22 protein-coding genes are annotated in these 24,725 nt (G+C 62.1%); 16 read left to right on the top strand and 6 right to left on the bottom strand.

The features are described 5' to 3' along the window. The first annotated feature begins 100 nt into the window (after positions 1 to 100). From JFU48_RS10525 to trxA, 3 genes are all read left to right on the top strand, one after another. Positions 101 to 565, top strand: coding sequence for a YbaY family lipoprotein (locus JFU48_RS10525; RefSeq protein ID WP_003228658.1), 465 nt, complete (start codon positions 101 to 103; stop codon positions 563 to 565). Beyond that, positions 562 to 1,218 (top strand): class I SAM-dependent methyltransferase, encoded by a 657-nt coding sequence (locus tag JFU48_RS10520; protein ID WP_201136456.1) that lies wholly within the window; start codon positions 562 to 564, stop codon positions 1,216 to 1,218. Before JFU48_RS10525 ends, JFU48_RS10520 begins: the two co-directional genes overlap by 4 nt. Positions 1,219 to 1,385: 167 nt before the next feature. Then, positions 1,386 to 2,258 (top strand): thioredoxin, encoded by an 873-nt coding sequence (gene trxA, locus JFU48_RS10515; protein WP_201136455.1) that lies wholly within the window; start codon positions 1,386 to 1,388, stop codon positions 2,256 to 2,258. A gap of 107 nt (positions 2,259 to 2,365) precedes the next feature. On the opposite strand, the gene JFU48_RS10510 is transcribed toward trxA, so the two are convergent. After that, complete coding sequence (locus JFU48_RS10510; RefSeq protein ID WP_201136454.1) at positions 2,366 to 2,725, bottom strand: hypothetical protein; 360 nt, start codon at positions 2,723 to 2,725, stop codon at positions 2,366 to 2,368. Positions 2,726 to 2,860: 135 nt separating this feature from the next. Here JFU48_RS10510 and JFU48_RS10505 point away from each other — a divergent pair, with 135 nt between their 5' ends. The 5 genes from JFU48_RS10505 to JFU48_RS10485 all read left to right on the top strand — a co-directional run bounded on the left by JFU48_RS10505 (position 2,861) and on the right by JFU48_RS10485 (position 7,028). Then, positions 2,861 to 3,457, top strand: a complete 597-nt coding sequence (locus tag JFU48_RS10505; RefSeq protein ID WP_201136453.1) for a DUF2796 domain-containing protein — start codon at positions 2,861 to 2,863, stop codon at positions 3,455 to 3,457. Positions 3,458 to 3,597: 140 nt separating this feature from the next. Further along, positions 3,598 to 4,308 (top strand): ABC transporter ATP-binding protein, encoded by a 711-nt coding sequence (locus tag JFU48_RS10500; RefSeq protein WP_007966120.1) that lies wholly within the window; start codon positions 3,598 to 3,600, stop codon positions 4,306 to 4,308. Position 4,309: 1 nt separating this feature from the next. Then, positions 4,310 to 5,575: an ABC transporter permease gene (locus tag JFU48_RS10495; RefSeq protein WP_064589441.1), complete on the top strand. Its 1,266-nt coding sequence runs from the start codon at positions 4,310 to 4,312 to the stop codon at positions 5,573 to 5,575. An 11-nt stretch (positions 5,576 to 5,586) separates the two neighbouring features. Then, positions 5,587 to 6,105, top strand: a complete 519-nt coding sequence (locus JFU48_RS10490; protein WP_003228673.1) for a DUF3299 domain-containing protein — start codon at positions 5,587 to 5,589, stop codon at positions 6,103 to 6,105. Positions 6,106 to 6,329: 224 nt separating this feature from the next. Beyond that, positions 6,330 to 7,028 carry an OmpW/AlkL family protein gene (locus tag JFU48_RS10485; protein WP_003228675.1) on the top strand — a complete coding sequence of 233 codons (699 nt, stop codon included), beginning with the start codon at positions 6,330 to 6,332 and terminating at the stop codon, positions 7,026 to 7,028. Positions 7,029 to 7,205: 177 nt separating this feature from the next. Here JFU48_RS10485 and JFU48_RS10480 read toward each other — a convergent pair whose 3' ends face one another. Both JFU48_RS10480 and JFU48_RS10475 read right to left on the bottom strand, forming a co-directional pair. Then, positions 7,206 to 8,135: an NAD-dependent epimerase/dehydratase family protein gene (locus JFU48_RS10480; RefSeq protein ID WP_201136452.1), complete on the bottom strand. Its 930-nt coding sequence runs from the start codon at positions 8,133 to 8,135 to the stop codon at positions 7,206 to 7,208. Then, on the bottom strand, positions 8,128 to 9,012 hold the full coding sequence (locus JFU48_RS10475) for a sugar nucleotide-binding protein (protein WP_045122652.1): 885 nt from the start codon (positions 9,010 to 9,012) through the stop codon (positions 8,128 to 8,130). The genes JFU48_RS10480 and JFU48_RS10475 overlap by 8 nt, the downstream gene beginning before the upstream one ends. A 296-nt stretch (positions 9,013 to 9,308) precedes the next feature. On the opposite strand from JFU48_RS10475, the gene JFU48_RS10470 reads away from it, so the two are divergent. Next, positions 9,309 to 13,742 carry a DEAD/DEAH box helicase gene (locus tag JFU48_RS10470; RefSeq protein ID WP_201136451.1) on the top strand — a complete coding sequence of 1,478 codons (4,434 nt, stop codon included), beginning with the start codon at positions 9,309 to 9,311 and terminating at the stop codon, positions 13,740 to 13,742. Between the two features lie 126 nt (positions 13,743 to 13,868). Here the strand turns inward: JFU48_RS10470 and JFU48_RS10465 are convergent, their stop codons facing one another. Next, the gene (locus JFU48_RS10465; RefSeq protein WP_201136450.1) at positions 13,869 to 15,962 is read right to left on the bottom strand and encodes a mechanosensitive ion channel family protein; all 2,094 of its coding nucleotides are present in this window, start codon (positions 15,960 to 15,962) and stop codon (positions 13,869 to 13,871) included. A 339-nt stretch (positions 15,963 to 16,301) separates the two neighbouring features. Between JFU48_RS10465 and JFU48_RS10460 the strand changes: the two genes are divergently transcribed. From JFU48_RS10460 to JFU48_RS10440, 5 genes are all read left to right on the top strand, one after another. Next, on the top strand, positions 16,302 to 17,507 hold the full coding sequence (locus tag JFU48_RS10460) for an MFS transporter (RefSeq protein ID WP_103522049.1): 1,206 nt from the start codon (positions 16,302 to 16,304) through the stop codon (positions 17,505 to 17,507). Positions 17,508 to 17,720: 213 nt separating this feature from the next. After that, entirely contained in the window at positions 17,721 to 18,647 is a 927-nt protein-coding gene (locus tag JFU48_RS10455) for a DUF72 domain-containing protein (protein ID WP_201136449.1), read from the top strand. Next, positions 18,644 to 19,441, top strand: a complete 798-nt coding sequence (locus JFU48_RS10450) for an endonuclease/exonuclease/phosphatase family protein (protein ID WP_103483874.1) — start codon at positions 18,644 to 18,646, stop codon at positions 19,439 to 19,441. The genes JFU48_RS10455 and JFU48_RS10450 overlap by 4 nt, the downstream gene beginning before the upstream one ends. Beyond that, complete coding sequence (gene clsB / locus JFU48_RS10445; protein ID WP_201136448.1) at positions 19,438 to 20,712, top strand: cardiolipin synthase ClsB; 1,275 nt, start codon at positions 19,438 to 19,440, stop codon at positions 20,710 to 20,712. The genes JFU48_RS10450 and clsB overlap by 4 nt, the downstream gene beginning before the upstream one ends. Next, a complete protein-coding gene (locus JFU48_RS10440; protein ID WP_003228693.1) occupies positions 20,709 to 21,683 on the top strand; it encodes a lysylphosphatidylglycerol synthase domain-containing protein in 975 nt (324 codons plus the stop codon). Before clsB ends, JFU48_RS10440 begins: the two co-directional genes overlap by 4 nt. Before the next feature lie 114 nt (positions 21,684 to 21,797). Here the strand turns inward: JFU48_RS10440 and JFU48_RS10435 are convergent, their stop codons facing one another. Both JFU48_RS10435 and JFU48_RS10430 read right to left on the bottom strand, forming a co-directional pair. Next, complete coding sequence (locus JFU48_RS10435) at positions 21,798 to 22,556, bottom strand: alpha/beta hydrolase family protein (protein ID WP_103483876.1); 759 nt, start codon at positions 22,554 to 22,556, stop codon at positions 21,798 to 21,800. Further along, on the bottom strand, positions 22,546 to 23,655 hold the full coding sequence (locus JFU48_RS10430) for a DUF3182 family protein (RefSeq protein ID WP_201136447.1): 1,110 nt from the start codon (positions 23,653 to 23,655) through the stop codon (positions 22,546 to 22,548). Before JFU48_RS10430 ends, JFU48_RS10435 begins: the two co-directional genes overlap by 11 nt. Here JFU48_RS10430 and JFU48_RS10425 point away from each other — a divergent pair. Continuing rightward, positions 23,654 to 23,998, top strand: a complete 345-nt coding sequence (locus tag JFU48_RS10425; RefSeq protein ID WP_201136446.1) for a hypothetical protein — start codon at positions 23,654 to 23,656, stop codon at positions 23,996 to 23,998. The two genes, JFU48_RS10430 and JFU48_RS10425, sit on opposite strands and share 2 nt — an antisense overlap. Before the next feature lie 51 nt (positions 23,999 to 24,049). Then, the gene (locus JFU48_RS10420) at positions 24,050 to 24,718 is read left to right on the top strand and encodes a YjfI family protein (protein ID WP_201136445.1); all 669 of its coding nucleotides are present in this window, start codon (positions 24,050 to 24,052) and stop codon (positions 24,716 to 24,718) included. Positions 24,719 to 24,725: the final 7 nt, after the last annotated feature.

The raw sequence follows: 24,725 nt of genomic DNA, 5'->3' as shown, positions 1-24,725 counted from the left end.
CATGGTAGCGCATCCCGGTGGCAAGACAAGCCATAGGGTTTGCGGTATACAGACGGGCATGATCATTTGATCCATGGATTTCATTTTGCTGGAGCAGCCCATGCCGCTACGACCGCTCGTTTTGCTCAGTCTTTTCGCCCTGCTGGTGGCCTGTGGCAGCGATAAACCCAAGCCGCAGCCGCCAACGCCGGGCCCGGCGCCACAACAGGCGCAGAAAAAAGCCCGGGAAGCCGCTGACCTCGGTCCGCTGCCGGCTTATCAACGGGAACTGAGCGGCACCCTGCAAGGCGTGCCGGCCGGGGCCGAAGTCGAACTGGCGTTGCTGGTGATCGACGATAAGTCCCGCCCGCAACAGTTGCTCGCCAGTTCCACGCTGATAGGCAATAACCAGGCGTTGCCGTTCCGTCTGCGTTTCAACCCCGAAGCATTCCCCGCCGGCGCGCGGGTTGAGCTGCGCGGACGTGCCACGCAGTCCGGCCAGTTGATCCTGCATCTGCCGTCGCAACCCATTACCCAGCCGACCACTCAGGCGCTGGGCCAGCTGCAATTTGTCAAAGCGCCATGACGCCACCGCTCGACCTGCAACTGGCGTTAGGTGAATTGCTCGGTGATGCCCGGCTCAAGGCCTGTGCATTGCCGGGTACCGATTTGCAGCTGTGGCTGATCGACGGCGATAACATGGATCGCGAATTCAGCCCCGACGAAACCCGGCGCATCCTCCACGAACCGCCGTATTGGAGTTTCTGCTGGGCCAGCGGCCTGGCGGTGGCGCGCTATCTGGCGGAGTTTCCCGAGTGGGTGCGCGGCAAGCGGGTGCTGGATTTCGGCGCCGGTTCCGGGATCGCCGCGATTGCTGCGGTGAAGTCCGGGGCGTTGGAGGTGGTGGCTTGCGATCTTGATCCGCTGGCGATTGCTGCGTGCCGGGCCAATGCTGAACTCAATGATGTGCAGATGAGCTATTCGACGGACTTCTTTGCCGAGGCTGATCGTTTTGATCTGATTCTGGTGGCGGATGTGCTCTACGACCGTGAGAACCTGCCGCTGCTCGATGCGTTTCTCAGCCGTGGCCGCGAGGCGCTGGTGGCGGATTCGCGGGTTCGGGATTTTCGTCATCCGTTATATGAGCGCATCGAAATGCTTGAGGCGATGACCTTGCCGGATCTGGCAGAGCCGGAAGAGTTCAGACATGTCAGCCTTTACCATGCGCGGCGTGGCTAAAAGCTTCGCGAGCAGGCTCGCTCCCACAGGGGTAACGCATTCCAAATGTGGGAGCGAGCCTGCTCGCGAAGGCGTCCTATCAGGCAACACATCTCTAAACCTGCCCCCGCTTCCGCCCCCCTGCCAAGCCGTATAGTTGCCCCATCCACGCTTTTACGAGATCCCCCATGAGTCAGCAAACGCCGTACATCTTCGACGCCACGACTGCCGATTTCGACCAGTCGGTGATCGAAGCTTCCTTCAACAAACCGGTGCTGGTGGATTTCTGGGCCGAGTGGTGTGCGCCGTGCAAGGCGTTGATGCCGATGCTGCAAGGCATTGCCGAGAGCTATCAGGGCGAACTGCTGCTGGCCAAGGTCAACTGCGACATCGAGCAGGACATCGTGGCCCGCTTCGGTATCCGCAGCCTGCCGACCGTGGTGCTGTTCAAGGACGGTCAACCGGTGGACGGTTTTGCCGGTGCGCAACCGGAATCCGCCGTACGCGCCTTGCTTGAGCCGCATGTGCAAATGCCGCCGCCGGCCGCCGCCGATCCGTTCGAACAGGCGCAGGCGCTGTTCGATGAAGGGCGTTTCGCTGAAGCAGAAGCCGCGCTGGTGGTGATGCTTACCGAAGACAACAGCAACGCCAAGGCGCTGATCCTCTACGCCCGCTGCCTGACCGAACGCGGCGAACTGGGCGAAGCGCAAACCGTGCTCGACGCGGTCAAGAGCGATGAGCACAAGGCTGAACTGGCCGGGGCCAAGGCGCAGATCAAGTTCCTGGGACTTGCCCGTGATCTGCCGGACGCTGCCGACCTCAAGGCGCGCCTGGCCAAAGATCCGCAGGACGACGAAGCGGTGTATCAACTGGCGATCCAGCAACTGGCGCGTCAGCAATACGAAGCGGCGTTGGAGGCCTTGCTCAAGCTGTTCATCCGTAACCGCAGCTATGGCGAGGGCCTGCCGCACAAGACGTTGCTGCAGGTGTTCGAGCTGCTGGGCAACGATCACCCGCTGGTGACCGCTTACCGCCGTAAAGTATTCGCTGCGCTTTATTAAGATCAAAAGATCGCAGCCTTCGGCAGCTCCATTCGATCGTGTTCACCCGTATTTGCGGATGAACGCTGAACCTGTAGGAGCTGCCGCAGGCTGCGATCTTTTGCGGCTCACTCGCTCCAGCTGTAGAGCGGCGTATCGCCGCCGCTCACCACTTTCACCTGTGAACTGTGGCGCAATCGCACCAGCAGGCGTTTGCCCGCCGCCGCGCTGCCGGTCAGGCCCTCAAGCTGCTCCAGAAGATCCGGCCCGCTGAGTTGCCTGGCCTTGCGCAACAAATCCTGCGCGACCTGCCACAACGCATCGTCCTGGTTCAGCGTTTTCGCTGCCGGCGCGCTCAATGCCGCTTCAGGCTGATCGCCCTGCGACTGCGCACCAAGGGCTGCGCCAAGCTTTGCCCAATCGCTGTCATCCAGCTCCACCGTCAAATCCACCGGCATCGCGCCGACGGTTCCGCGTATCCGCAACATCTGCTTCGCTCCTGCACATTTCTGACCTGCATGCTCCCACGGGACTTGTGCAACGCCAAGCGCACGGGCAAACTCTGCGGACTTTCGTTATAAGATTACATAACAAACTCTTCACTTTACTTTCCGGAGACCGCCATGCGTCGTCTGCTGCTCGCTTTGCCGTTTGCCCTGTTGCCGCTGGCCATCGCCCATGCCGCCGATGAGCACGATCATGACCATGAGCACGGCAGCCTCGGCGCCCACGAACATGGCGTCGGCCGACTGAACGCCGCACTCGACGGCCAGACCCTGGAACTGGAACTGGAGAGCCCGGCGATGAACCTGGTGGGCTTCGAACACGCCGCCACCAGCGACGCCGACAAGGCCAAAGTCGCCGCCGCCCGCGCCAAACTGGAAAACCCGCTGGCGCTGTTCAGCCTGCCGGCCGCCGCTGGTTGCAAAGTCGCCAGCCAGGAACTGGAAAGCCCGCTGTTCGGCGACAAACCGGATGCCGACGACCATGACGATGATGATCACGATGCCAAGGGCGGTGAAGCGCATCACCATGAACACAGCGAAATCCACGCGCACTATCAATTCAGTTGCGCTGCACCGGGGGCCTTGAAGACTCTGGATCTGGCGAACCTCTTCAATACCTTCCCGGCCACCCAGAAAATTCAGGTACAACTGATCGGCCCGAACGGCCAGCAAGGTACGGAAGTGACGGCCAAGGCTGCTGCCCTGAAATTCTGATCACACCGACAATCCCCTGTGGGAGCGGGCTTGCTCGCGAATGCGGTGGGTCAGTCAACATGGATTTGGCTGATCCACCGCATTCGCGAGCAAGCCCGCTCCCACAAGGGGTTACGTGTTCACTTCATGAAATTGGTGCCATGACCCAAGCACTCATCGAACTGTCCGACCTGGGCTTCAACTGGCCCGGTCACCCGCCGCTGCTGGACATCCCGGCGTTTCGCCTGGAGCCGGGCGAAACCCTGTTCCTCAAAGGCCCCAGCGGCAGTGGCAAGACCACCCTGCTCGGCCTGCTCGGTGGCGTGCAGAAACCCGGGCGCGGCAGCATTCGTCTGCTCGGCCAGGAACTGACCGAACTCGGTGCCGGCGCCCGCGACCGCTTTCGCGTCGATCACACTGGCTACATCTTCCAGCAGTTCAACCTGCTGCCGTTTCTCTCGGTACGCGAGAACGTCGAGTTGCCCTGCCACTTCTCCAAACTGCGTGCCGAACGGGCGAAACAGCGCCACGGCAGCGTCGATCAGGCCGCCGCCACCCTGCTCGCCCATCTGGGCCTGAAGGACGAAAGCATCCTCGGTCGTCGCGCCGATTCGCTGTCGATCGGTCAACAGCAAAGGGTCGCCGCCGCTCGTGCCTTGATCGGCCAACCGGAACTGGTGATCGCCGACGAACCGACCTCGGCGCTGGATTACGACGCTCGGGAAAACTTCATTCGTCTGCTGTTCGCCGAATGCCGCGAAGCCGGGTCGAGCTTGCTGTTCGTCAGCCACGACCAGAGCCTTGCGCCGCTGTTCGACCGTCACCTGTCCCTGGCCGAGCTCAATCGCGCCGCCACGTCTGCCGAGGTCTGAGATGTATCTGTTTCGTCTGGCCATGGCCAGCCTGGCCAACCGCCGCTTTACCGCCCTGCTCACCGCGTTCGCGATTGCCCTGTCGGTCTGCCTGTTGCTCGCCGTCGAGCGCGTACGCACCGAGGCCAAGGCCAGTTTCGCCAGCACCATCAGCGGCACCGACCTGATCGTCGGCGCCCGCTCCGGCTCGGTGAACCTGCTGCTGTACTCGGTGTTCCGCATCGGCAACGCGACCAACAACATCCGTTGGGACAGCTTCGAACATTTCGCCAGCAACCCGAAAGTGAAGTGGGCGATCCCGATGTCCCTCGGCGACTCGCATCGCGGTTACCGCGTGATGGGCACCACCGAAGCCTATTTCGAGCATTACCAGTACGGTCGCCAGCAGCACCTGGAACTGGCCGACGGCCGCGCCTTCGCCACCGATCCGTTCGAAGTGGTGCTCGGCGCCGAAGTGGCCGAAGCGCTGCATTACAAGCTCGGCGACCAACTGGTGCTGGCCCACGGCGTGGCGGCGATCAGTCTGGTCAAGCATGACGACAAGCCGTTCACCGTGGTCGGCATTCTCAAGCGCACGGGCACCCCGGTGGATCGCACGTTGCACATCAGCCTCGGCGGCATGGAGGCGATTCACATCGACTGGCACAACGGCGTGCCGGCGCGCGGCAACGGCCGGATCACGGCGGATCAGGCACGCAACATGGACCTGACGCCACAGGCGATCACCGCGTTCATGCTCGGCCTCAACAGCAAGATTTCCACCTTCGCCCTGCAACGCGAGATCAACGAATACCGTGGTGAGCCGATGCTGGCGATCCTCCCGGGCGTGGCCTTGCAGGAGTTGTGGAGCCTGATGAGTACTGCGGAAAAAGCCTTGTTCGTGGTCTCGCTGTTCGTGGTGCTGACCGGGTTGATCGGCATGCTCACGGCGATTCTCACCAGCCTCAACGAGCGTCGCCGCGAGATGGCGATTCTGCGTTCGGTCGGTGCGCGGCCTTGGCACATCGCAAGCCTGCTGGTGCTGGAAGCCTTTGCCCTGGCGCTGACCGGCGTAATCGCCGGACTGGCATTGCTGTACATCGGCATCGCCGCCGCGCAGGGTTATGTGCAGGCCAATTACGGTTTGTATCTGCCACTGGCGTGGCCGAGCGAGTATGAATGGACGCTGCTCGGTGGCATTCTGGCTGCCGCGCTGCTGATGGGCAGCGTGCCGGCCTGGCGCGCGTATCGCCAATCCCTGGCCGATGGCCTGTCGATCCGTTTATGAGGATGTTCACCATGCCCCGCGCCGTGCTTGCGCTGCTGTTGCTGGTTGCCCTGCCCGTGTGGGCGGCGGCGCCGAAAGACCTGACCTGGTCGGAGATGATCCCGCCGGACGCCGCGCCGGAAGTGCCGAACATGACGCCGTTGCACGACATGTCGAAGATGAGTGATGCGCTGTCCGCCGAGTCGGCGCCGGCGGCGAAACAGGACATGCCCAATGCTCCGGTGGTGCAGAGTCTCGACGGGCAGAACATCCGCCTGCCGGGTTACATCGTGCCGCTGGAAGTCAACGAAGAGGGCCGCACCACCGATTTCCTGCTGGTGCCGTACTTCGGCGCCTGCATCCATGTGCCGCCACCGCCGTCGAACCAGATCGTGCATGTGAAAAGCGAGTTGGGCGTGAAGCTCGACGAGCTGTATCAGCCGTACTGGGTCGAGGGACCGTTGCAGGTCAAGGCGTCCACCAGCGAACTGGCCGATGCCGGGTATCAGATGGCGGCGGACAAGATTTATGTGTATGAGCTGCCGGAGTAATACCCGGAGGTTTTGAGTTGCCGGATCAGTTGCTATCGCGAGCAGGCTCACTCCTACAGGGGAACGCATTCCAAATGCAGGAGTGAGCCTGCTCGCGATGGGGCCGGCCAAGGTTCCACAAAAAACCATCCCTTCACTGTTTCATTGAGCTGAGTCAAAAGACCGTATCAGTTGGCTTCATACCATAGGACATCAGACATTTTTAACGTCCTTTTGGAGCTCCCATGAACAAGTCCTTGCTCAGCGCTGCGCTGTTTGCAGTCGCGCTCGCAGCCCCGCTCGCCCACGCCCACGAAGCCGGCGATATCATCGTTCGCGCCGGTGCGATCACCGTCAACCCGAAAGCCGACAGCTCCAGCGTCAAGGTCGATCAGGGTCCGTTGAGCGGCACCAACCTGGGCGGCAAGGCGACCATGAGCAGCGACACCCAACTGGGTCTGAACTTCGCCTACATGCTGACCAACAACATCGGTATCGAGTTGCTGGCCGCCTCGCCGTTCGAGCATGACGTGAAAATCAAAGGCACCGCGCTGCCAGCTGCCAACGGCAAACTCGGTACGCTGAAACACCTGCCGCCGACCCTCAGCGTCGTGTACTACCCGCTGGATTCCAAGTCGCCGTTCCAGCCGTACATCGGCGGCGGCATCAACTACACCTGGATCTATGACGAGCACGTCGGCAGCGAAGCCCAGTCCAACGGCTTCAGCAACTTCAAGGCGAAAAACTCCTGGGGCCTGGCCTGGCAGGTCGGTGCCGACTACATGCTGACCGACAACATCATGCTCAACGCCCAAGTGCGTTACATGGACATCGACACCCGTGCGACTGTCGAGAACAACGCCGTGGCGCCGGGCACCCGTGCCAAGGTGAATGTGGATGTCGATCCGTTTGTGTACATGGTGGGTCTGGGCTACAAGTTCTAAGCAACAGTCGAACATTCGCGTGGTGGTGAATGAGGCTTTGGGTGAGCAGGCTTAGAACTGACGACGATCACTTCGTGATCGATCGGGGAGAAATCCCCTCGCCACAGGATTAGCGACAAATTCCGGCCGTGAAAAAGGCGCCTGTAAAAAGGCGCCTTTTTCATGTCTGCGATAAACCTACTTGCCGAGCAACCGCGCCAGTCCCACACGCATCGGCGTCGGCTCTGGCAGCTGGAAGCGTTGCAGCAAACGCGCGTTGTTCGCCCGCGAATGGCGGATGTCGCCGGAGCGCGCCGGGCCGTAGCTGACCGGGGGCAACTCGCCGACCACTTCCTGCAGCGCTTGCAGCATCTGCTTGAGGTTCATTGCCTGATTCCAGCCGACGTTCATCGCCCCCACTTCCACTTCAGGCTTGTCGATCGCCTGCACCAGCACGTCGACCAGATCCTCGACATAGAGGAAATCACGGGTCTGCTCGCCATCGCCGAACACCGTGATCGGCAGACCTTTCTGTGCCCGCTCGCTGAAGATGCTGATGACCCCGGAGTACGGCGAAGACGGATCCTGGCGCGGGCCGAAGATGTTGAAGAAGCGGAAGATCACCGGCTCCAGGCCATGCTGGCGACGATAGAAATCGAAGTAGTGTTCGCCGGCCAGTTTGTCCGAAGCATACGGCGTCAGCGGGGCTTTTGGCGTGTCTTCGTCAATCGACTCGCCTTCACCGTTGTTACCGTACACCGCTGCGCTGGACGCGTAGAGCACACGCTTCACTCCGGCCTGGCGCATCGCTTCGCAGACATTCAGGGTGCCAATGAAATTGCTCTGGTGGGTCTTCACCGGATCGTCCACCGAAGCCTGCACCGAGGCCACCGCCGCCAGGTGCGCGACGGCGCTGCAGCCTTGCATGGCCTGCGCAACCAGCGCGGCGTCGGCAACGCCACCGACGATCAGTTCGACCTGCGGATTGTCCAGCGGCAGGTTGGCGCGTTTGCCGGTCGACAGATCATCGAGAATCCGCACCGAATGGCCGCTGGCGAGCAATGCATCCGTCAGGTGCGAGCCGATGAAACCGGCGCCGCCGGTGATTAAAACAGGGCCTTCAGCCATGACGATAAAACCTATCCAGTAAAGCCGGGAGCCCGGCGCGCCAGGCGCGGGGCTTGATCCCGAAAGTGTGCAGAATTTTCTTGCAGGCGAGTACCGCGTGTTGCGGTTCCTCGGCAGCGTCCGGCCGCGCGGCATGGGCCTGCGCGGTCGGCGCTTCGATCGCCAGCGGATGCAGGTTGCGCGCTTCGCTCAGAATCGCCTGACCCAGCGCCAGCGGCGTGGTCGCCTCGTGGCCGGCGTAATGGTAAGTACCCCACAGCGGCGCGGCGCAATCGAGTTGCTTGAGCACCGAAATGATCACCCGTGCCGCGTCATCGACCGGTGTCGGATTGCCCCGGCGGTCATCGGCCATGAGCAATTCGTCCGGTTGTTCGGCGCGGGCGAGGAAGCGCCCGAGGGTGCCTTCAGGACTGTCATCGAGCAGCCAGCCGAAGCGCAGCAGCACGTGTTGCGGGCAAGTGGCGCGAACACTTTGCTCGATGCGCCACAGCGCCTGACCGCGCAAGCCCAGCGGCACCGGCTCGTCTTTCTCGCTGTAGGCGGTCGCCCGCGAACCGTCGAACACCCGATAGCTGGAAGGCTGCACGAGGATGATGTTGTGGTGCTGGCACAGTTCGGCCAGCCGCTCGATGGCGCGTTCCTGCCCGGCCAGACGGCGTTCGCTGACGGTCTCGGCCTGGAACCAGTCGAAATAGTAGGCGAGGTTGATCAACGCATCCGGACGGGTATCGTCGAGCAGTTGCGTCAGGCTCGCGGCATCCCAGCCGTCTTCTGGCGGGCGGGGGGCGAGGAAACCGATGTCTTCTTCCGCACCGAGGCGAATCAGCGCCTGCCCAAGGGCATTTCCGCCGCCCAGTAACATAAGGCGCATTCGCATAGAGTCAGCAGGCCCAGTCTGATTGGAACGATGGCTTTAGCGACGGTGCTGGTGACACCGTCATCGATAATTGCCGGAATCGTTGCATTTTGCGGGTTTAGTGCGCAACCGTCACCCGTAAAGTGTAGATCGCCGGGAATTGTGCTGAATCAACTGGCCCCATCGCGAGCAGGCTCACGCCTACAGTTGATCGCGTTCCCCTGTGGGAGCGGGCTTGCTATCGAAGAGGCCCGGCCAGACGCTGAAGATCCCAGCGGTACTTGCATCTTCCCGCCCCCACCCGCATAACTTGAGCCATGAATCTGCCCATTCCCAAGGACGCGGCCCTGGCAGGCTTCCACCCCGCCGTCAGCGCCTGGTTCAGCAGCACCTTCCCGACGGTCACCGCCGCCCAGGCCCGCGCATGGCCGTTGATCCGCCAGCGCCGCTCGACACTGATCGCCGCGCCCACCGGCTCCGGTAAAACCCTCACCGCATTCCTCGCCGTGCTCGACGACCTCGTCCACCGTGGCCTGGAAAACCCCGAAGGCCTGCCCGACGCAACCCTCGTCGTCTACGTTTCGCCGCTCAAGGCGTTGTCCAACGACATCCGCATCAACCTGCAGAACCCGCTGGCGGGAATCACCGAACAATTACGCCAGATGGGCCTGCCCGAACTGCAAATCACCACCGCCGTGCGCACCGGCGACACCCCGCAAAAAGACCGCGCCGCCATGCGCAAGCGCGCGCCGCACATTCTGGTGACCACCCCGGAATCGCTGTACGTGCTGCTCGGCTCCGAGTCCGGACGCAAAATGCTCGGCAGCACACGTACGGTGATCATCGACGAGATTCACGCCATCGCGGCTGGCAAACGCGGCAGTCATCTGGCGCTGAGCCTCGAACGCCTGCAGGCGCTGTGCGCAGAACCACTGACCCGCATCGGTCTTTCGGCCACGCAAAAACCCATCAATGCCGTGGCGCGGTTTCTGGTCGGCACCGATCGCCCCTGCGAGATCATCGACATCGGCCACGCCCGGCCACGGGATCTGGGCATCGAAGTGCCGCCGGTGCCGTTGTCGGCAGTGATGGCCAACGATGTCTGGGAATTGGTCTACGACCGCCTCGCCGAGTTGGCCCGCGAGCACCGCACCACGCTGATTTTCGTCAACACCCGGCGTCTGGCCGAACGCCTGAGCCGACACCTCAGTGAACGTCTGGGCAAACAGGCGGTGGCGGCGCACCACGGCAGTCTGGCCAAGGAGTTCCGTCTCGACGCCGAACAGCGGCTCAAGCGCGGCGAACTGCAAGTGCTGATCGCCACTGCGTCGCTGGAGTTGGGCATTGATATCGGCGAAGTCGATCTGGTCTGCCAGATCGCCTCGCCGCGTTCGATTGCCGGTTTCCTGCAAAGAGTCGGTCGCTCCGGGCACCAGGTCGGCGGCACGCCCAAGGGTCGCTTGTTCGCCACCACCCGCGACGACCTGATCGAATGCGCCGCCCTGCTCGACTGCGTACGCCGTGGCGAACTCGACACCCTGCACATCCCCGAAGCGCCGCTGGATGTGCTGGCGCAGCAGATCATCGCTGAAGTCAGTTGCCGGGAATGGGCGGAAGATGCGCTGCTGGCGCTGTTTCGCAAAGCCTCGCCGTACCGCGATCTCGACGAAAAACACTATCAGGCGCTGCTGACGATGCTCGCCGAAGGCTACAACGGTCGTCAGGGCATCCGCAGCGCTTATCTGCATCGCGATGCGGTCAGCCGCACCCTGCGTGGCCGCCGTGGCGCGCAACTGACCGCCGTGACCAGCGGCGGCACCATCCCCGACAACGCCGACTACAGCGTGCTGCTGGAACCACAGGGTCTGAACATCGGCAGCGTCAACGAAGACTTTGCCGTGGAAAGCATCGCGGGTGACGTGTTCCAGCTCGGCAATACCTCCTACCGAATACTGCGGGTGGAAACCGGCAAGGTGCGGGTCGAGGATGCCCAAGGCCAGCCGCCGACCATTCCGTTCTGGCTCGGCGAAGCACCGGGGCGCAGTGATGAATTGTCTGCGGCAGTGGCGCGCCTGCAAGCGACCCTCGACGACCTGCTCGGCGCCCGCCCCGGTGATCTGCAACCGGCGCTCGACTGGCTGACCGCAACCCTCGGCCTGAACCACGCCAGCGCCGAACAACTGGTGGACTATCTCGCCCGCGCCCGCTTGACCCTCGGCGCCCTGCCCTCGCAGGACACACTGCTGATGGAGCGATTTTTCGATGAATCCGGTGGCACGCAACTGATCATCCATTCACCGTTCGGCAGCCGCATCAACCGCGCCTGGGGCCTGGCCCTGCGCAAGCGTTTCTGTCGCACCTTCAACTTCGAGTTGCAGGCTGCTGCCAGCGAAGACGCGATTGTCCTGTCGCTGTCCACCAGCCACAGTTTCGAGCTGGATGATGTCTGGCGGTACCTGCACAGCAACAGCGCCGAGCACATTCTGATTCAGGCGATTCTCGACGCGCCGTTGTTCGGCGTGCGCTGGCGCTGGAATGCCGGGGTGGCGCTGGCGTTGCCGCGTTTTACCGGCGGGCGCAAAGTTGCGCCGCAATTGCAGCGGATGAAAAGCGAGGACCTGATTGCCAGCGTGTTCCCCGACCAGATCGCATGCCTGGAAAACCTCGCCGGCGAACGGGAGGTTCCCGAACATCCGCTGGTGGAACAGACCCTCGACGATTGCCTGCACGAGGCCATGGACAGCGACGGCTGGCTCAATCTGCTGCGGCGCATGGAGCGCGGCGAGGTGCGGTTGATCAGCCGCGACCTGCCGGCGCCGTCACCGCTGGCGGCAGAAATTCTCAGCGCGCGGCCGTACAGCTTTCTCGACGATGCGCCGCTGGAAGAACGCCGCACCCAAGCGGTGCTCAACCGGCGCTGGAGCGACCCGCAATCCACCGATGATCTCGGTGCGCTGGACGCCGACGCCATCAACGCGGTGCGTGAAGAAGCGTGGCCGACGCCGGCCAACATCGATGAAATGCACGAGGCGTTGATGAGCCTGGCCTGCATCAGCGACCTTGAAGTTCAGGCTGGCGAACACTGGCGCGAATGGCTTGACGCGCTGACTGCGAGCGGTCGCGCCTGCCGCTTGGCCGTTCCGCCAGTAACGGCAAAAGAAAAGCTTCGCGAGCAGGCTCGCTCCCACATTCAACCGGGTTCCGCCAGTTGGAACACAGTCAACTGTGGGAGCGAGCCTGCTCGCGAAGACGGCCTCACCGTCACTACACATCCACAGCCTGGCTCGTTGTGGCTGGCGCGAGAACGCCTGACCTGCCTGTTGGCGCTTTATCCACACGCCACGCTGCAACCACAGCAGCAGGCCTTGCCTGGTTTCAACGAGCCGTGGACGTTCGAGGAAGCGCTGGTCGAAGTGCTCCGCGCGCGATTGGGCGCATTTGGCCCGCTGCCGTTAGCCGCCATTGCCGAACCACTGGCGCTGCCCGCCACACAAGTCGCGCAGGCGCTCGCGCAACTGGAGCGGGAAGGCTATGTGCTGCGCGGTCATTTCACTCCGAATGTGGCCGTTGAAGAATGGTGCGAACGGCATCTGCTGGCGCGCATTCATCGCTACACGGTCAAGCGTCTGCGCCGGGAAATCGAGCCGGTGGCCCTGCAGGATTTCATGCGTTTTCTGTTCGACTGGCAGCATCTGTCCCCCGCTACGCGAGGTCAGGGCAACGTGGTGTTGCCGGCGATTGTCGGTCAGTTCGAAGGTTACCCGGCGGCGGCCTCCGCGTGGGACAGCGACATTCTCCCGGCACGCCTGAAGGACTACTCGCCGAGCTGGCTGGATGAGCTGTGCCGCAACGGCAAACTGGTGTGGACGCGCCTCAGCGCCCGACAGAAAGTCAGCGGCACGGCGTTGCGCAGTACGCCGATTGTGCTGCTGCCGCGCAGTCAGGTCGGGTTGTGGAGTGGATTGGCCGAGCAAACGCCGGTCAGCGAACTGTCAGCGAAAACGCAGAAGGTCTACGAGGCGCTGAGTCAGCACGGTGCGCTGTTTTTCGATGAACTGATCCATGAAGCGCACCTATTGCGCACCGAGCTGGAAATCGCCTTGCAGGAACTGGTCGGCGCCGGCCTGGTAAACGCCGACAGCTTCGCCGGTCTGCGTGCGCTGATCACCCCGGCGAGCAAGCGCCAGCAACGCAGCAGTCGTCGCGGACGTGGAGCGTTTATCGGCGGCATGGACGATGCCGGACGCTGGGCGTTATTGCGACGCGGGCCGCTCATGGAGAACAGCCAGAGCGCTTCGCCGGAAACCCTCGAACATGTCGCCATGACTTTGCTGCGCCGCTACGGCGTGGTGTTCTGGCGCCTGCTGGAGCGCGAGGCGGACTGGCTGCCGAGCTGGCGCGAATTGCTGCGCACGTTTCATCGGCTGGAGGCCCGTGGCGAGATTCGCGGCGGGCGGTTTGTCAGTGGTCTGGCGGGGGAACAGTTTGCCTTGCCGGAGGCGATTCCGTTGCTGCGCGAAGTGCGCCGCCGGGCACATGACGGCAGCTTGATCGCGGTGTGCGGGGTGGATCCGTTGAACCTGGCCGGAACGTTGTTGCCGGGGGCGAAAGTGCCGGCGCTGGCGAGCAATCGGTTGGTGTATCGCGATGGGGCGCCGGTTGCTGCCGAGATTGCCGGCAAACAGGTTTTCTGGACAGAGCTGGATCAGGTGGCCATGGAACAGGCGCGGAGCAAGCTGATCCGGCATTGATGTCGACAGTTCCGGCCCTTTCGCGAGCAAGCCCGCTCCCACAGGGGATCGGCGGCGTTCACCAATCCAATGTGGGAGCGGGCTTGCTCGCGAAGAGGCCGGCAATCCCACCACAAAATCCGGCGGTCAGGTACTCGACCGTTGTGGCACCTCGCTCGCCACCAACTCCTTCTCACCCTGCCGCTTGGGCAACAAAACCTGCTGTGGATAAGTCTGCGCGAAGTGCACGTCAGGACTGTTATCCACAAGCTTTTTCAAACGCTGGTTGAACGCCCGGCTCACCGCATATTGCCCGCCCGACACGGTACGGAACTGCGCCGTCAGCACCACGCCGTTCAAGTCCATCCGGTCCACCCCGAACACATCCAGCGGCCCTTGCAGGTTGTACTTGAGGAACGGGTCTTCGCGGATCGAATCGCCGGTCTCGCGGATCAGTTCGATGGCCTTGTCGACATCGGTGTCGTAGGTGAACTGCACCGAGAAAAACGCGTAGGCAAACTGCCGTGATTGGTTGGTCACTGCCTTGATCTGGCCGAACGGCACCGAGTGCACGAAACCCTTGCCGTCACGCAGGCGCAGGGTGCGGATCGTCAGGCCTTCGACGGTGCCGGCGTGACCGGAGTCGAGCACCACCCAGTCACCGATCGACAGCGTGTCTTCGATGATGATGAACAACCCGGTGATCACGTCCTGCACCAGTTGCTGCGAACCGAAACCGATGGCCAGACCGACCACCCCGGCACCGGCCAACAGTGGCGCAACGTTGATCCCGAGGTTGGCCATGGTGGTGATCGCGCAGATCACCACCAGGATGATTTTGATCGCGTTACGCAGCAGCGGCAGGATGGTTTTCACCCGAGTGCTGGGCTGGCGCGACGAGCGTTTGCTGACCGGTGGTTTCAGCGCTTCCTGAATCGCCGTGTCGAGCACCACCCACAACAGCCACGTGACGAGGAAGATCAGGCCGATGCTGCTCAACGCATTGCTGATCGCCCGTCCGACCGTGCTGCTCTGGGCGAAATCGAGCAGTGAGACGCCCCAGATCCGCCCGAGAATATCGATGAAGGCAATCGCTATGACGATCCGCAGCAACGCATGCAACAGGCTAAGAAAGCGCTCCTTGTAGGCACTGCTGCGCTGGATCGCTTCGGCTTTTCGTGACTTGAACAAATGCTGGAGGATGGTGCTGAGAAACACCGTGCCGATCAGCAGCACCGTGGTGAACAGCGCGCAGCGCAGGGCCTTTTGGTTGTCCTCACCGATGCCGATCAGATTGACCGCCGAGACCAGCACCATCAACACGATCGGCCAGTACCAGAGCCCGGAAAAAATCCGCAGCGACTCCTGCAACGACGGCTGTTTCAGACGCTGCGCCAGCGGTCGGTTGCGGATCAGGTGCGCCACCGGCCGGCGCAGGCGAATCACCAGCAGACCGAAGATGATCGAGGCGATCAACCCGGTGAACACCGCGACGCTGCTGGTGATGTTGCCGCCTAATTGACGGGCGATCTGTGGGCTGGTCAACGCGTCACTGAGGGCAGCAAGAAAACCGATCAGGAACAGCGGTTTCGGGCAGTAGTCGCGGATGATCCGCGCGGCGGGCCGTTTGTGGCCGACGTTGAACATCACCACCACGCACAACAGCATCGAGGTGGAGAAAATCCCGCTGCTGGTGGCGTAGGCAAAACACAGCGCCAGCGCCCGCCCAACCGAGGCTTGCAGAAAGTGACTGACGTACAGCGTCAGCGGCAAGCAGATCAGCGCTGGCAGCGTGTACGGCAGCAGGTAGCCCACCAGGTCCTGACTGCGCTGGCGGGTGCGCAGCCAACGACCCTGACTCAGCCGCTTGGCCAGCAGGCTGCCGAGCACCGTGAGCAGCGCAAAAGTGCCAAGCCAGACGCCGGACAACATCAGGAAATCCCCGGCGACGCTCCAGCCCGAACGATCCGACGGCTGGTTGACCAGTTTGTCGACCTCGTCCGCTGCGCGATCGGCCCGCAGGCGCCAGGCGTCGACCAGATGCTCGTTGAGATCGAGTTTGTCCTGCACGTCGTCGATGCTTGTACTGATCGCGCCGAGCAAGCCGCCCTGCACGATCGGCTCGGGTTTGGCCGGTTCTTCAGCGGTGGCCGGAACGCCCGGCAACGCGGCGGCTTGCACCATCTGGCCAGCGCCCAACAGCAGCGCCCCCAGCAAAACAGCGACCCTGAACTTGATCAAAACTCCGATCCCTCTTGGCTGAACCTGTAAGGAACTGATCGGTAATTGTCTGGCAAGTTCAAGAGCACCCTCACCCCAGCCCTCTCCCCGAGGGAGAGGGAGCCGACCGAGTTGTGCTCTCGAGCTACATCGACCTGAAATATCCAGCCGAACTCAATATTGAGTGCAACCGAGATCAGCTCCCTTCCCCCTCGCCCCTTTGGGGGAGAGGGTTGGGGTGAGGGGGAGCGCTTTTGACCTTTGCGTCCAAGGCAAATATCAAATGCCCAACCCCGTATTTTTCCGCACAACCCAAACCCCGACACTGCGCTCCATTCAAACCTCTACCGGAGTGCTGTCATGCCCATTGCCTTGCTCGCGCTGACCCTCAGCGCATTCGCCATCGGGACGACCGAGTTCGTTATCGTTGGCCTGCTACCCACCATTGGCGCCGATCTCGGTGTCAGCCTGCCGTCCGCCGGGCTGCTGGTCAGCCTCTATGCATTGGGCGTTGCCATTGGCGCGCCGGTGCTGACCGCCCTCACCGGCAAAGTCCCGCGCAAACTGTTGCTGCTGTCGCTGATGGTGCTATTCACCCTCGGCAACCTGCTGGCGTGGATGGCGCCGAGTTACGAATCGCTGGTGCTGGCGCGGATCGTTACCGGCCTGGCGCATGGGGTGTTCTTCTCCATCGGCTCGACCATTGCCACCAGTCTGGTGCCCAAGGAAAAAGCCGCCAGTGCGATTGCGATCATGTTCACCGGCCTCACCGTGGCTTTGGTCACCGGCGTACCACTAGGCACTTTCATTGGTCAGCATTTTGGCTGGCGCGAAACCTTCCTCGCCGTCTCGGCGCTGGGTGTGATCGCCTTCATCGGCAGCCTGCTGTATGTGCCCAACAACATCGCCCACAGCAAACCGGCGTCCCTGTTGCAACAGCTGCAAGTGCTGAAGCAACCCCGTCTGTTGCTGGTGTACGCCATGACTGCGATCGGTTACGGCGGCTCGTTCATCGCCTTCACTTTCCTTGCGCCGATCCTTCAGGACATCTCCGGTTTCAGCGCCGGCACCGTCAGCCTGGTGTTGCTGGTGTACGGCGTGTCGGTGGCGGTCGGCAACATCTGGGGCGGTAAACTGGCGGACAAACGCGGGCCGATCAGTGCCCTGAAAATCATCTTCGCCCTGCTCGCCGCCGTGCTGTTCGTACTGACCTTCACCGCCGGCAATCCATGGCTGGCGCTGGCCACGGTGCTGGTGTGGGGCGCGGTGGCGTTCGGCAACGTGCCGGGTCTGCAGGTGTATGTGGTGCGTCAGGCTGAACATCACACACCCCAGGCGGTGGACGTGGCATCGGGGCTGAACATTGCTGCGTTCAACCTCGGGATTGCCGGCGGGGCGTGGGGCGGCGGGCTGATCGTCGAGCATCTGGGCCTGATTCATACGGCGTGGATCGGTGGTCTGGTGGTGCTGGTGGCGCTGGCACTCACCGCATGGAGCGGTCGACTGGATCGGCTCGGCCCGGTCTATGCCGAACCGGCTCAAGGCCGAGTATTCACGGGTCACTGAGTAACCCTGTGGGAGGGGGCTTGCTCCCGAAGGCGGAGGGTCAGTCAGCATCAATGGCGACTGATACACCGCTTTCGGGAGCAAGCCCCCTCCCACATTAGCTTTGTGTTGCTCTCAGGGATGTACCGTCCGTAACGCCACCGAAACTTTCCCGAACCGCCCACAGTCATCAACAGACACAGGCTGTACGAGGACTGACAACGGGAGGGCGACATGGCAACGATTCACATCGGTATTTCCGGCTGGCGCTACGCCCCGTGGCGCGGGGATTTCTACCCGAAAGGACTGGCGCAGAAACGCGAATTGCAATTCGCTTCGCGGGCCGTCAACAGCATCGAAATCAATGGATCGTTCTACGCCCTGCAACGGCCCGAACGTTATGCCCAGTGGTACGCCGAAACGCCCGACGACTTCGTGTTCAGCGTCAAGGCGCCGCGCTTCATCACCCACATTCGCCGTTTGCGCGAGATCGAAAAACCGTTGGCGAATTTCTTCGCCTCCGGGGTGCTGGAACTCAAGGAAAAACTCGGGCCGATCCTCTGGCAGTTCCCGCCGAACTTCAAATTCGATCCCGAGCGTTTCGAACACTTCCTCGCCCTGCTCCCTCACGACACTGAAGCGGCCGCCGCCCTCGCCCGCCAGCATGACTCGCACCTGCACGGCCACGCCAGCCTGAAGGCCTGGCGCAAAAAACCGCTGCGCCATGCCGTGGAAATTCGCAACGACAGCTTCATCGACCCCGACTTCGTGCGCTTGTTGAAACGCTACAACACCGCGCTGGTGATTGCTGACACCGCCGGCAAGTGGCCGTACCGCGAAGACCTCACCAGCGATTTCGTCTACCTGCGTCTGCACGGTGCCGAGGCACTTTACGCCAGCGGCTATAGCGAACCGGCGCTGCAGAGTTGGGCCGAACGCATCGACGCCTGGCACCACGGTCAGCAACCGCGCGATGCGCATCTGATCGCGCCGCGCCTCAAGCCTCGGGCCCGTAAATCCCGTGAAGTGTTCTGCTATTTCGACAACGACATCAAAGTCCGCGCGCCCTACGACGCCCGCAGTTTGCTGCACCGTTTTGAGCTGGATAAAACGCTCGCCACCACCCCCGGCGAACCGGCAGCCGAAGGGGTGTTGGCATGAGTATTCCAGAGCCGGTCGGGGTCACCGACGAGCAGACCAGCGTTGAAGTGTCGGTGCGCCGTTTCACCGTGCTGACGGTCAACACCCACAAGGGCTTCACCGCCCTCAATCGACGCTTCATCCTCCCGGAGTTGCGCGAAGCGGTGCGTAGCGTGGCGGCCGACGTGGTGTTTTTGCAGGAGGTCCACGGCACCCACGAACACCATCCAAAACGCTACAGCAACTGGCCGACGATGCCGCAATACGAGTTCCTCGCCGACAGCCTGTGGCCGCAGTTCGCCTATGGGCGCAACGCGGTGTATCCGGAGGGCGATCACGGCAATGCGTTGCTGTCGAAATTCCAGATCATTCGCCACGACAACCTCGACGTTTCGATCAGCGGCCACGAAAACCGTGGCCTGCTGCATTGCGTGCTGCGCCTGCCCGGTGATGGCGTCGAGGTGCATGCGATCTGCGTGCATCTGGGTCTGCGCGAAAGCCATCGCAATGCACAACTGAAGCTGCTCGGCGAGCGTCTGGCGGAGCTGCCGGTTGACGCCCCAGTGATCGTCGCCGGTGACTTCAATGACTGGCGTCAACGCGCCGATGCGTTGCTCGAACCCTGCGGTCTGCGCGAGGTGTTCGCCGAGCATCACGGCAAACCGGCGCGCAGTTTTCCGGCACGCCTGCCGACGCTGCGGCTCGACCGCATTTACGTGCGCAACCTCAAGGCCAGCCAGCCGACAGTCCTGGCGAATCGGCCCTGGTCACACCTTTCCGACCACGCCCCGTTATCGGTGGAGATCGAATTATGAGCAGCGCACCGCTGGAGAAATCCGCCGTGGCACCGATCAGCATCAACCCGCCGGTGCGCGAGCCCGGGCATGTCGATGTCGAGTACGGCTGGCAGGGCAACAACCGCGTCGAGTTGCTGGAAAACGGCGAGGAATATTTCCCCCGGGTGTTCGACGCCATGCGTGCGGCGAAGAGTGAAATCCTGCTGGAGACCTTCATCGTTTTCGAAGACAAGGTCGGTGCCGAGTTGCAGCAGATCCTGATCGACGCCGCCCAGCGCGGCGTGCGCACCACTGTCAGCCTCGACGGTTTTGGTTGTGGCGAATTGACCACCGGTTATCTCGCGGCATTGAGCGATGCCGGCGTGCACCTGCAGATGTTCGATCCGGCGCCCAAACATCTGGGTTTTCGCTCCAACTGGTTCCGCCGCCTGCACCGCAAGATCGTGGTGGTCGACGGACTGATCGCGTTCATTGGCGGGATCAACTTTTCCGGCGATCACCTGGCCGATTTCGGCCCCGAGGCGAAACAGGATTACGCGGTGCAGATTCAGGGGCCGGCGGTCGCTGACATTCATCATTTTGCCCTGCTGCAAAGTGGTAGGCCGGGGCGTGCGCGGTTCTGGTGGCAGCGCCGCCGTCAGCGCCGGGCGGACATGGCTTTCAACGATCACGACGGTCAGGTACGGCTGGTGTTTCGCGACAACGATCAGCATCACACCGACATCGAAGACGTGTATTTGCAGGCATTGCGCCGGGCCAAACGTCGGGTGGTGATCGCCAACGCCTACTTCTTCCCCGGCTACCGCCTGCTGCGTGAGATCCGCAATGCGGCGCGCCGTGGCGTCGAGGTGCGGCTGATCCTGCAAGGCCAGCCGGACATGCTGGTGGCGAAACTGGCGGCGCGCATGACCTACGACTACCTGCTCAAGGCCGGCGTGCAGATCCACGAATATTGCCAGCGCCCGCTGCACGGCAAAGTCGCCTTGGTGGATGAGGAATGGAGCACGGTCGGCTCGAGCAATCTCGACCCGCTGAGCCTGTCGCTCAACCTCGAAGCCAACGTGCTGATCCGCGACCGCGCGTTCAATCAGCATTTGTTCCAGCGCCTCGAAGACCTGAGCCAGAACCATTGCAAGGCGATGGACGCCGACATGTCCCCACGCGGGCGGATCTGGCACATGACCGCGGGATTTCTGGTGTTTCACTTCCTGCGGCATTTCCCGTCGATGGCCGGTTGGTTGCCGGCGCACAAACCGCGGCTCAAGCCGTTTCGGGGAGATATCCCATGAGCCATTCCCATGCGCAATCGGCGCCTGCCGTGCATTCTCGCTGGAGTCGCTGGAAACGCCCGCTGACCCTGCTGTTCTTCCTCGCGCTGATCGTGTTGCTGACGATGTTCGCCAGCCGCATCGAATGGGCGGAAGTCCTGCAAACCCTGGCTGACTTCAAGGTCCGCACGCTGATCATCGCCGCCAGCTTGACCCTGCTGAGCTTTCTCACCTACGCCAGTTTCGACCTGATCGGGCGCACCTACATTCGCCAGGACCTGACCTGGAAGCAGATCCTGCCGGTGGGGATCATCAGCTATGCGTTCAACCTCAATCTCAGTGCCTGGGTCGGCGGGATCGCCATGCGCTATCGCCTGTATTCGCGCCTGGGTGTGAGCAAAGGCAACATCGCCAAAATCCTCGGCCTGAGCCTGGCGACCAACTGGTTCGGCTACATGACGATTGCCGGCGCGGTGTTCAGCAGCGGTCTGGTGAGCATGCCGCCGGGCTGGAAAATCAGCAGCGATGCATTGCAGGGCATCGGCGTGCTGTTACTGCTGTTGAGTGCCGGTTACCTCGCCGCGTGCCAGTTCTCGAAGCGCCGCGAGTGGTCGATTCGCGGGGTGGAAATCAACCTGCCGTCACTGCGCATGGCCGTGCTGCAATTGCTGCTCGGCGCATTGAACTGGTCGCTGATGGCGGCGGTGATTTTCACTCTGCTGCCGAGCAAACTGGATTATCCGTTGGTGCTCGGCGTATTGCTGATCAGTGCGATAGCCGGGGTCATCACGCACATTCCGGCGGGACTCGGGGTGCTGGAGGCGGTGTTCGTCGCGCTGCTGCAGCACGAAGCTTCACGCGGGAGTCTGGTGGCGGGGTTGCTGGCGTATCGGGCGATTTATTTTCTGCTGCCGTTGCTGATTACGGTGGTGATGTATTTGCTGGTGGAGGCCAAGGCCAAGGCGTTGCGGATCGAGAAGAAACCGTCCTGATTTTGTTGTGAAACTGAAAAGGCTATCGCGAGCAGGCTCACTCCTACAGGGGGAGCGCATTTCAAATTGTAGGAGTGAGCCTGCTCGCGATGGCGTCCGAAAGGGCACCAAAGATCATGTGGACTGAATAATGCTCAACCGCTCACCGACCACCATCTCGGTAATCCAGTCCACCAAAATCGAGGTATAGGCCTGCTGCGAAACCGGCTCGCTCAAGGCATGGTCGGCGCCGTCGATGATCCGGTGCGTCAGCGAATGGGTCTGCTGACAGGCCGCGCGGTAACTCATGATCGTCGCGTGGGGCACGTAGTCGTCGGTTTCCGATTCCACCAGCAACACATCCCCGGTGAATTGCGAACAGGCGTGCAGCGCACGATTACTGTCAGCACGGACCAACGTCGCCCGGTAATCCCGCAGGTCAGCCTTGTCCAGATCACGCTTGGGCGTGTGCCATTGCTCGTCGCGATACAGCGCCGGCACTCGCAGCGCCAGCCAGCGCACCGGGCGCAACGAGGTGAGGATCGAAGCCAGGTAACCGCCATAACTGGTGCCAACCACCGCAATCGCCGAGGTATCGAGCGCCGGGTGCGCGAGCAGGCGATCGTAGGCGGCGAGCAAGTCGCGCAGGTTGTCCTCGCGCGTGACCCGAGTCAACGGAATGCCGGTGCCACCGGTGTGCCCACGCAGGTCGAAGGTCAGGCAGACACAGCCAAGCCCGGCGATGCCCTTGGCGCGCTCCAGATCGCGCTCCTGGCTACCGCCCCAACCGTGCACAAACAACACGCCGGGGACTTTCGATTTTGGACTGAGAAACGTCCCGCTCATCTGTTCATCATCAATGTCGATCTGAATACTTTCGCTTCTAGCCGTCATAGGATTTGACCGTTACGTATTTAAGAAGGAAGTCGCTGTTCTCCGCTGGCCCGCGATAGATTTCGATGGCGTCGGCCGGCAGGGTCTGATCGTTGTAGGTCTCCACCGTCGACACGCGGATCGCCGGCATATCTGGATCGTTGACAAAGCTTTGCAGCGCGGCCAGTTCCGCACTGCTGGCACCGCCCATGCGCCAGGACTGTTCGAGTACCCCGCTACGAGGTTTGCCATCGTGGTCCAGGCCCTGGGCGACGTCATAGTTGCGCCGCGAGGCATAGAAACCCGGATAGGCCTCGTCTGCCGCCCGGTCAAAAATCTGCGCCTGCTCGATGGCCAGGCGCACATCGCCCGGCAAGTCCAGCGCCAGCAGATCCGCATAACCGCCCTGCACGACCAACAGATTCGAACCACCATAGACGTCTTCACCCTGAGCATCCTTGGTCAAGTATTGATCACCGCAGTAGCTCAGCACTTTGTCGCCGATGAATGACTGGCCAACGCTGTGGGTGAACACATTGCTCAAGTCCTGTTCCAGCACCACGCCATCGCGGAACAGCTCGGCGACCTCCGCTCGGGCGAGCACTTCATCGAACGCGTCGAGGCTGTTGATAACTTCCTGGCCACGACCGGCGCAGGCGTGAATCGGCTTCAGACGGATCGGCCCGCTGTACAGCAGATGCTCGGCAGCGGGTCGCGCATCTTCCACGGCAAACACGGTCAAGCCATCGAGCACCACGTCGCGCACACGCTCGGAGAACAGCGGCGCCCAGCCTCGCGGGGCGTAGGCCAGATGACTGCGCAGGCCGTGGCTGATGGCTTTGGTGCAGATGAAATCGTGTTCGACGAATCCGCCCCACAAGTCCTGTGCGCCTTTGATGCCCAGTGCCTGCGCCTGTCTGGCGCCGACAATGGTTTGCGTGGGCAGCCAGTACAGGTCACGACCGCGGTGTTTTTCCGGGTCGTAGCTGCCAGCAAATTTGAGCCCGAGAATTTGCGCCAGCCAACGGGCCAGTGCCTTGTTGGTCTGCACTTCATGTTGCGGCGCGCCAGCGCGCACCGAGTGTGCGACGACGATTTTTCTGCCTGGCGTCGGGGTCATGCGTCCCCCTTGCAGCGGTTCGGTGAATGTAGCGGTGAAGGGTGCAGAGATCAGGCCAACGACCGTCCTGTGGAAAACTCTGGCCGATCAAAGGTTTGCTAAACCGGTGATGGCACCACGCCCGTTTCAATCTGCACGAAACAGCGCAAATTCGCGGCAATTTGCACGACCGCTGCTCACACAGAACCCTGTAGGAGTAAGCCTGCTCGCGATAGCGTTGGAACAGTCACCTGATTTCCAGCTGACAGATGCAATCGCGAGCAGGCTCACTCCTACATTAGATATTCGCCGCTTTTTCGCCTGTCATAAAAATCTCACGCGTGAGCCATTGATGGCACTTTGAATTGCTTGTAGTGTGGCTCACGCGTGAGATGTTCATAACGGAGTCATTGCCATGAAAAGTCGCTCCCCCACCGTTGCATCAGAGAGCCCACAGGGAGAGCGCTCGAAACTGTCCGCGAAAAAGCCGTCGAGCTTCTACATGAAGCAGATGCGCGCGGGCCTGGCTGCCGCCGGTTATGTGAAACACGAAACTTGGGTACTTCCGGAAAACCGAAGCTTGCTCAAGCAGATGGAGCAACAGCTACGCCAACCGATTCTGGCTGGCTCATTCATGTCGGAGAATTACATGAGCGCAGGCAACAACTGGAACATCGATAGCCTCTTCAACGCCCTCAAGGCACTGGACGAGGTGGCTTCGCACGAGATCACGCTGTCTCTGATCCAGAGCTCCGAACCCAGCATCAAGCTGGAAATGAACGAATTCGGCGGTCTGCCGATTCACATCGCCGTGGCCGGTGCACAGATCATCGTCGACACCGTGCTGGTGGACATCGACTCGATCACTGACGTGCGCGCCTTCAACGACGCCGTGTTGCGCAGCCGGGAAATGTTCCCGCTGTCGTCGATCGGTATCGAGTCGATGCCTAACGGCCAGACCGTTTACAACATGTTTGGCGCCCTCAGCGCCGACTCGAGCCTGACCAACGTCGTCACCGAGGTGAAAACCCTGGTCGACAACGTGCAGCGCGCGAGTGAAGCCTTCGAACACTTCTTCAAGTAATCAACAG

The sequence above is a fragment of the Pseudomonas sp. TH49 genome (genome assembly GCF_016650625.1).
Lineage (GTDB): Bacteria > Pseudomonadota > Gammaproteobacteria > Pseudomonadales > Pseudomonadaceae > Aquipseudomonas > Aquipseudomonas fluorescens_H.
Note: the sequence above shows the minus strand (reverse complement) of the source record. Positions and strands in the feature narration are given on the sequence as shown.

Excerpts from the sequence above, each read along its gene's own strand:
- JFU48_RS10525 (WP_003228658.1), top strand. The coding sequence starts at position 101 with ATGCCGCTACGACCGCTCGTTTTGCTCAGTCTTTTCGCCCTGCTGGTG.
- JFU48_RS10520 (WP_201136456.1), top strand. The coding sequence starts at position 562 with ATGACGCCACCGCTCGACCTGCAACTGGCGTTAGGTGAATTGCTCGGT.
- trxA (WP_201136455.1), top strand. The coding sequence starts at position 1,386 with ATGAGTCAGCAAACGCCGTACATCTTCGACGCCACGACTGCCGATTTC.
- JFU48_RS10510 (WP_201136454.1), bottom strand. The coding sequence starts at position 2,725 with ATGTTGCGGATACGCGGAACCGTCGGCGCGATGCCGGTGGATTTGACG.
- JFU48_RS10505 (WP_201136453.1), top strand. The coding sequence starts at position 2,861 with ATGCGTCGTCTGCTGCTCGCTTTGCCGTTTGCCCTGTTGCCGCTGGCC.
- JFU48_RS10500 (WP_007966120.1), top strand. The coding sequence starts at position 3,598 with ATGACCCAAGCACTCATCGAACTGTCCGACCTGGGCTTCAACTGGCCC.
- JFU48_RS10495 (WP_064589441.1), top strand. The coding sequence starts at position 4,310 with ATGTATCTGTTTCGTCTGGCCATGGCCAGCCTGGCCAACCGCCGCTTT.
- JFU48_RS10490 (WP_003228673.1), top strand. The coding sequence starts at position 5,587 with ATGCCCCGCGCCGTGCTTGCGCTGCTGTTGCTGGTTGCCCTGCCCGTG.
- JFU48_RS10485 (WP_003228675.1), top strand. The coding sequence starts at position 6,330 with ATGAACAAGTCCTTGCTCAGCGCTGCGCTGTTTGCAGTCGCGCTCGCA.
- JFU48_RS10480 (WP_201136452.1), bottom strand. The coding sequence starts at position 8,135 with ATGGCTGAAGGCCCTGTTTTAATCACCGGCGGCGCCGGTTTCATCGGC.
- JFU48_RS10475 (WP_045122652.1), bottom strand. The coding sequence starts at position 9,012 with ATGCGAATGCGCCTTATGTTACTGGGCGGCGGAAATGCCCTTGGGCAG.
- JFU48_RS10470 (WP_201136451.1), top strand. The coding sequence starts at position 9,309 with ATGAATCTGCCCATTCCCAAGGACGCGGCCCTGGCAGGCTTCCACCCC.
- JFU48_RS10460 (WP_103522049.1), top strand. The coding sequence starts at position 16,302 with ATGCCCATTGCCTTGCTCGCGCTGACCCTCAGCGCATTCGCCATCGGG.
- JFU48_RS10455 (WP_201136449.1), top strand. The coding sequence starts at position 17,721 with ATGGCAACGATTCACATCGGTATTTCCGGCTGGCGCTACGCCCCGTGG.
- JFU48_RS10450 (WP_103483874.1), top strand. The coding sequence starts at position 18,644 with ATGAGTATTCCAGAGCCGGTCGGGGTCACCGACGAGCAGACCAGCGTT.
- clsB (WP_201136448.1), top strand. The coding sequence starts at position 19,438 with ATGAGCAGCGCACCGCTGGAGAAATCCGCCGTGGCACCGATCAGCATC.
- JFU48_RS10440 (WP_003228693.1), top strand. The coding sequence starts at position 20,709 with ATGAGCCATTCCCATGCGCAATCGGCGCCTGCCGTGCATTCTCGCTGG.
- JFU48_RS10435 (WP_103483876.1), bottom strand. The coding sequence starts at position 22,556 with ATGACGGCTAGAAGCGAAAGTATTCAGATCGACATTGATGATGAACAG.
- JFU48_RS10425 (WP_201136446.1), top strand. The coding sequence starts at position 23,654 with ATGCGTCCCCCTTGCAGCGGTTCGGTGAATGTAGCGGTGAAGGGTGCA.
- JFU48_RS10430 (WP_201136447.1), bottom strand. The coding sequence starts at position 23,655 with ATGACCCCGACGCCAGGCAGAAAAATCGTCGTCGCACACTCGGTGCGC.
- JFU48_RS10420 (WP_201136445.1), top strand. The coding sequence starts at position 24,050 with ATGAAAAGTCGCTCCCCCACCGTTGCATCAGAGAGCCCACAGGGAGAG.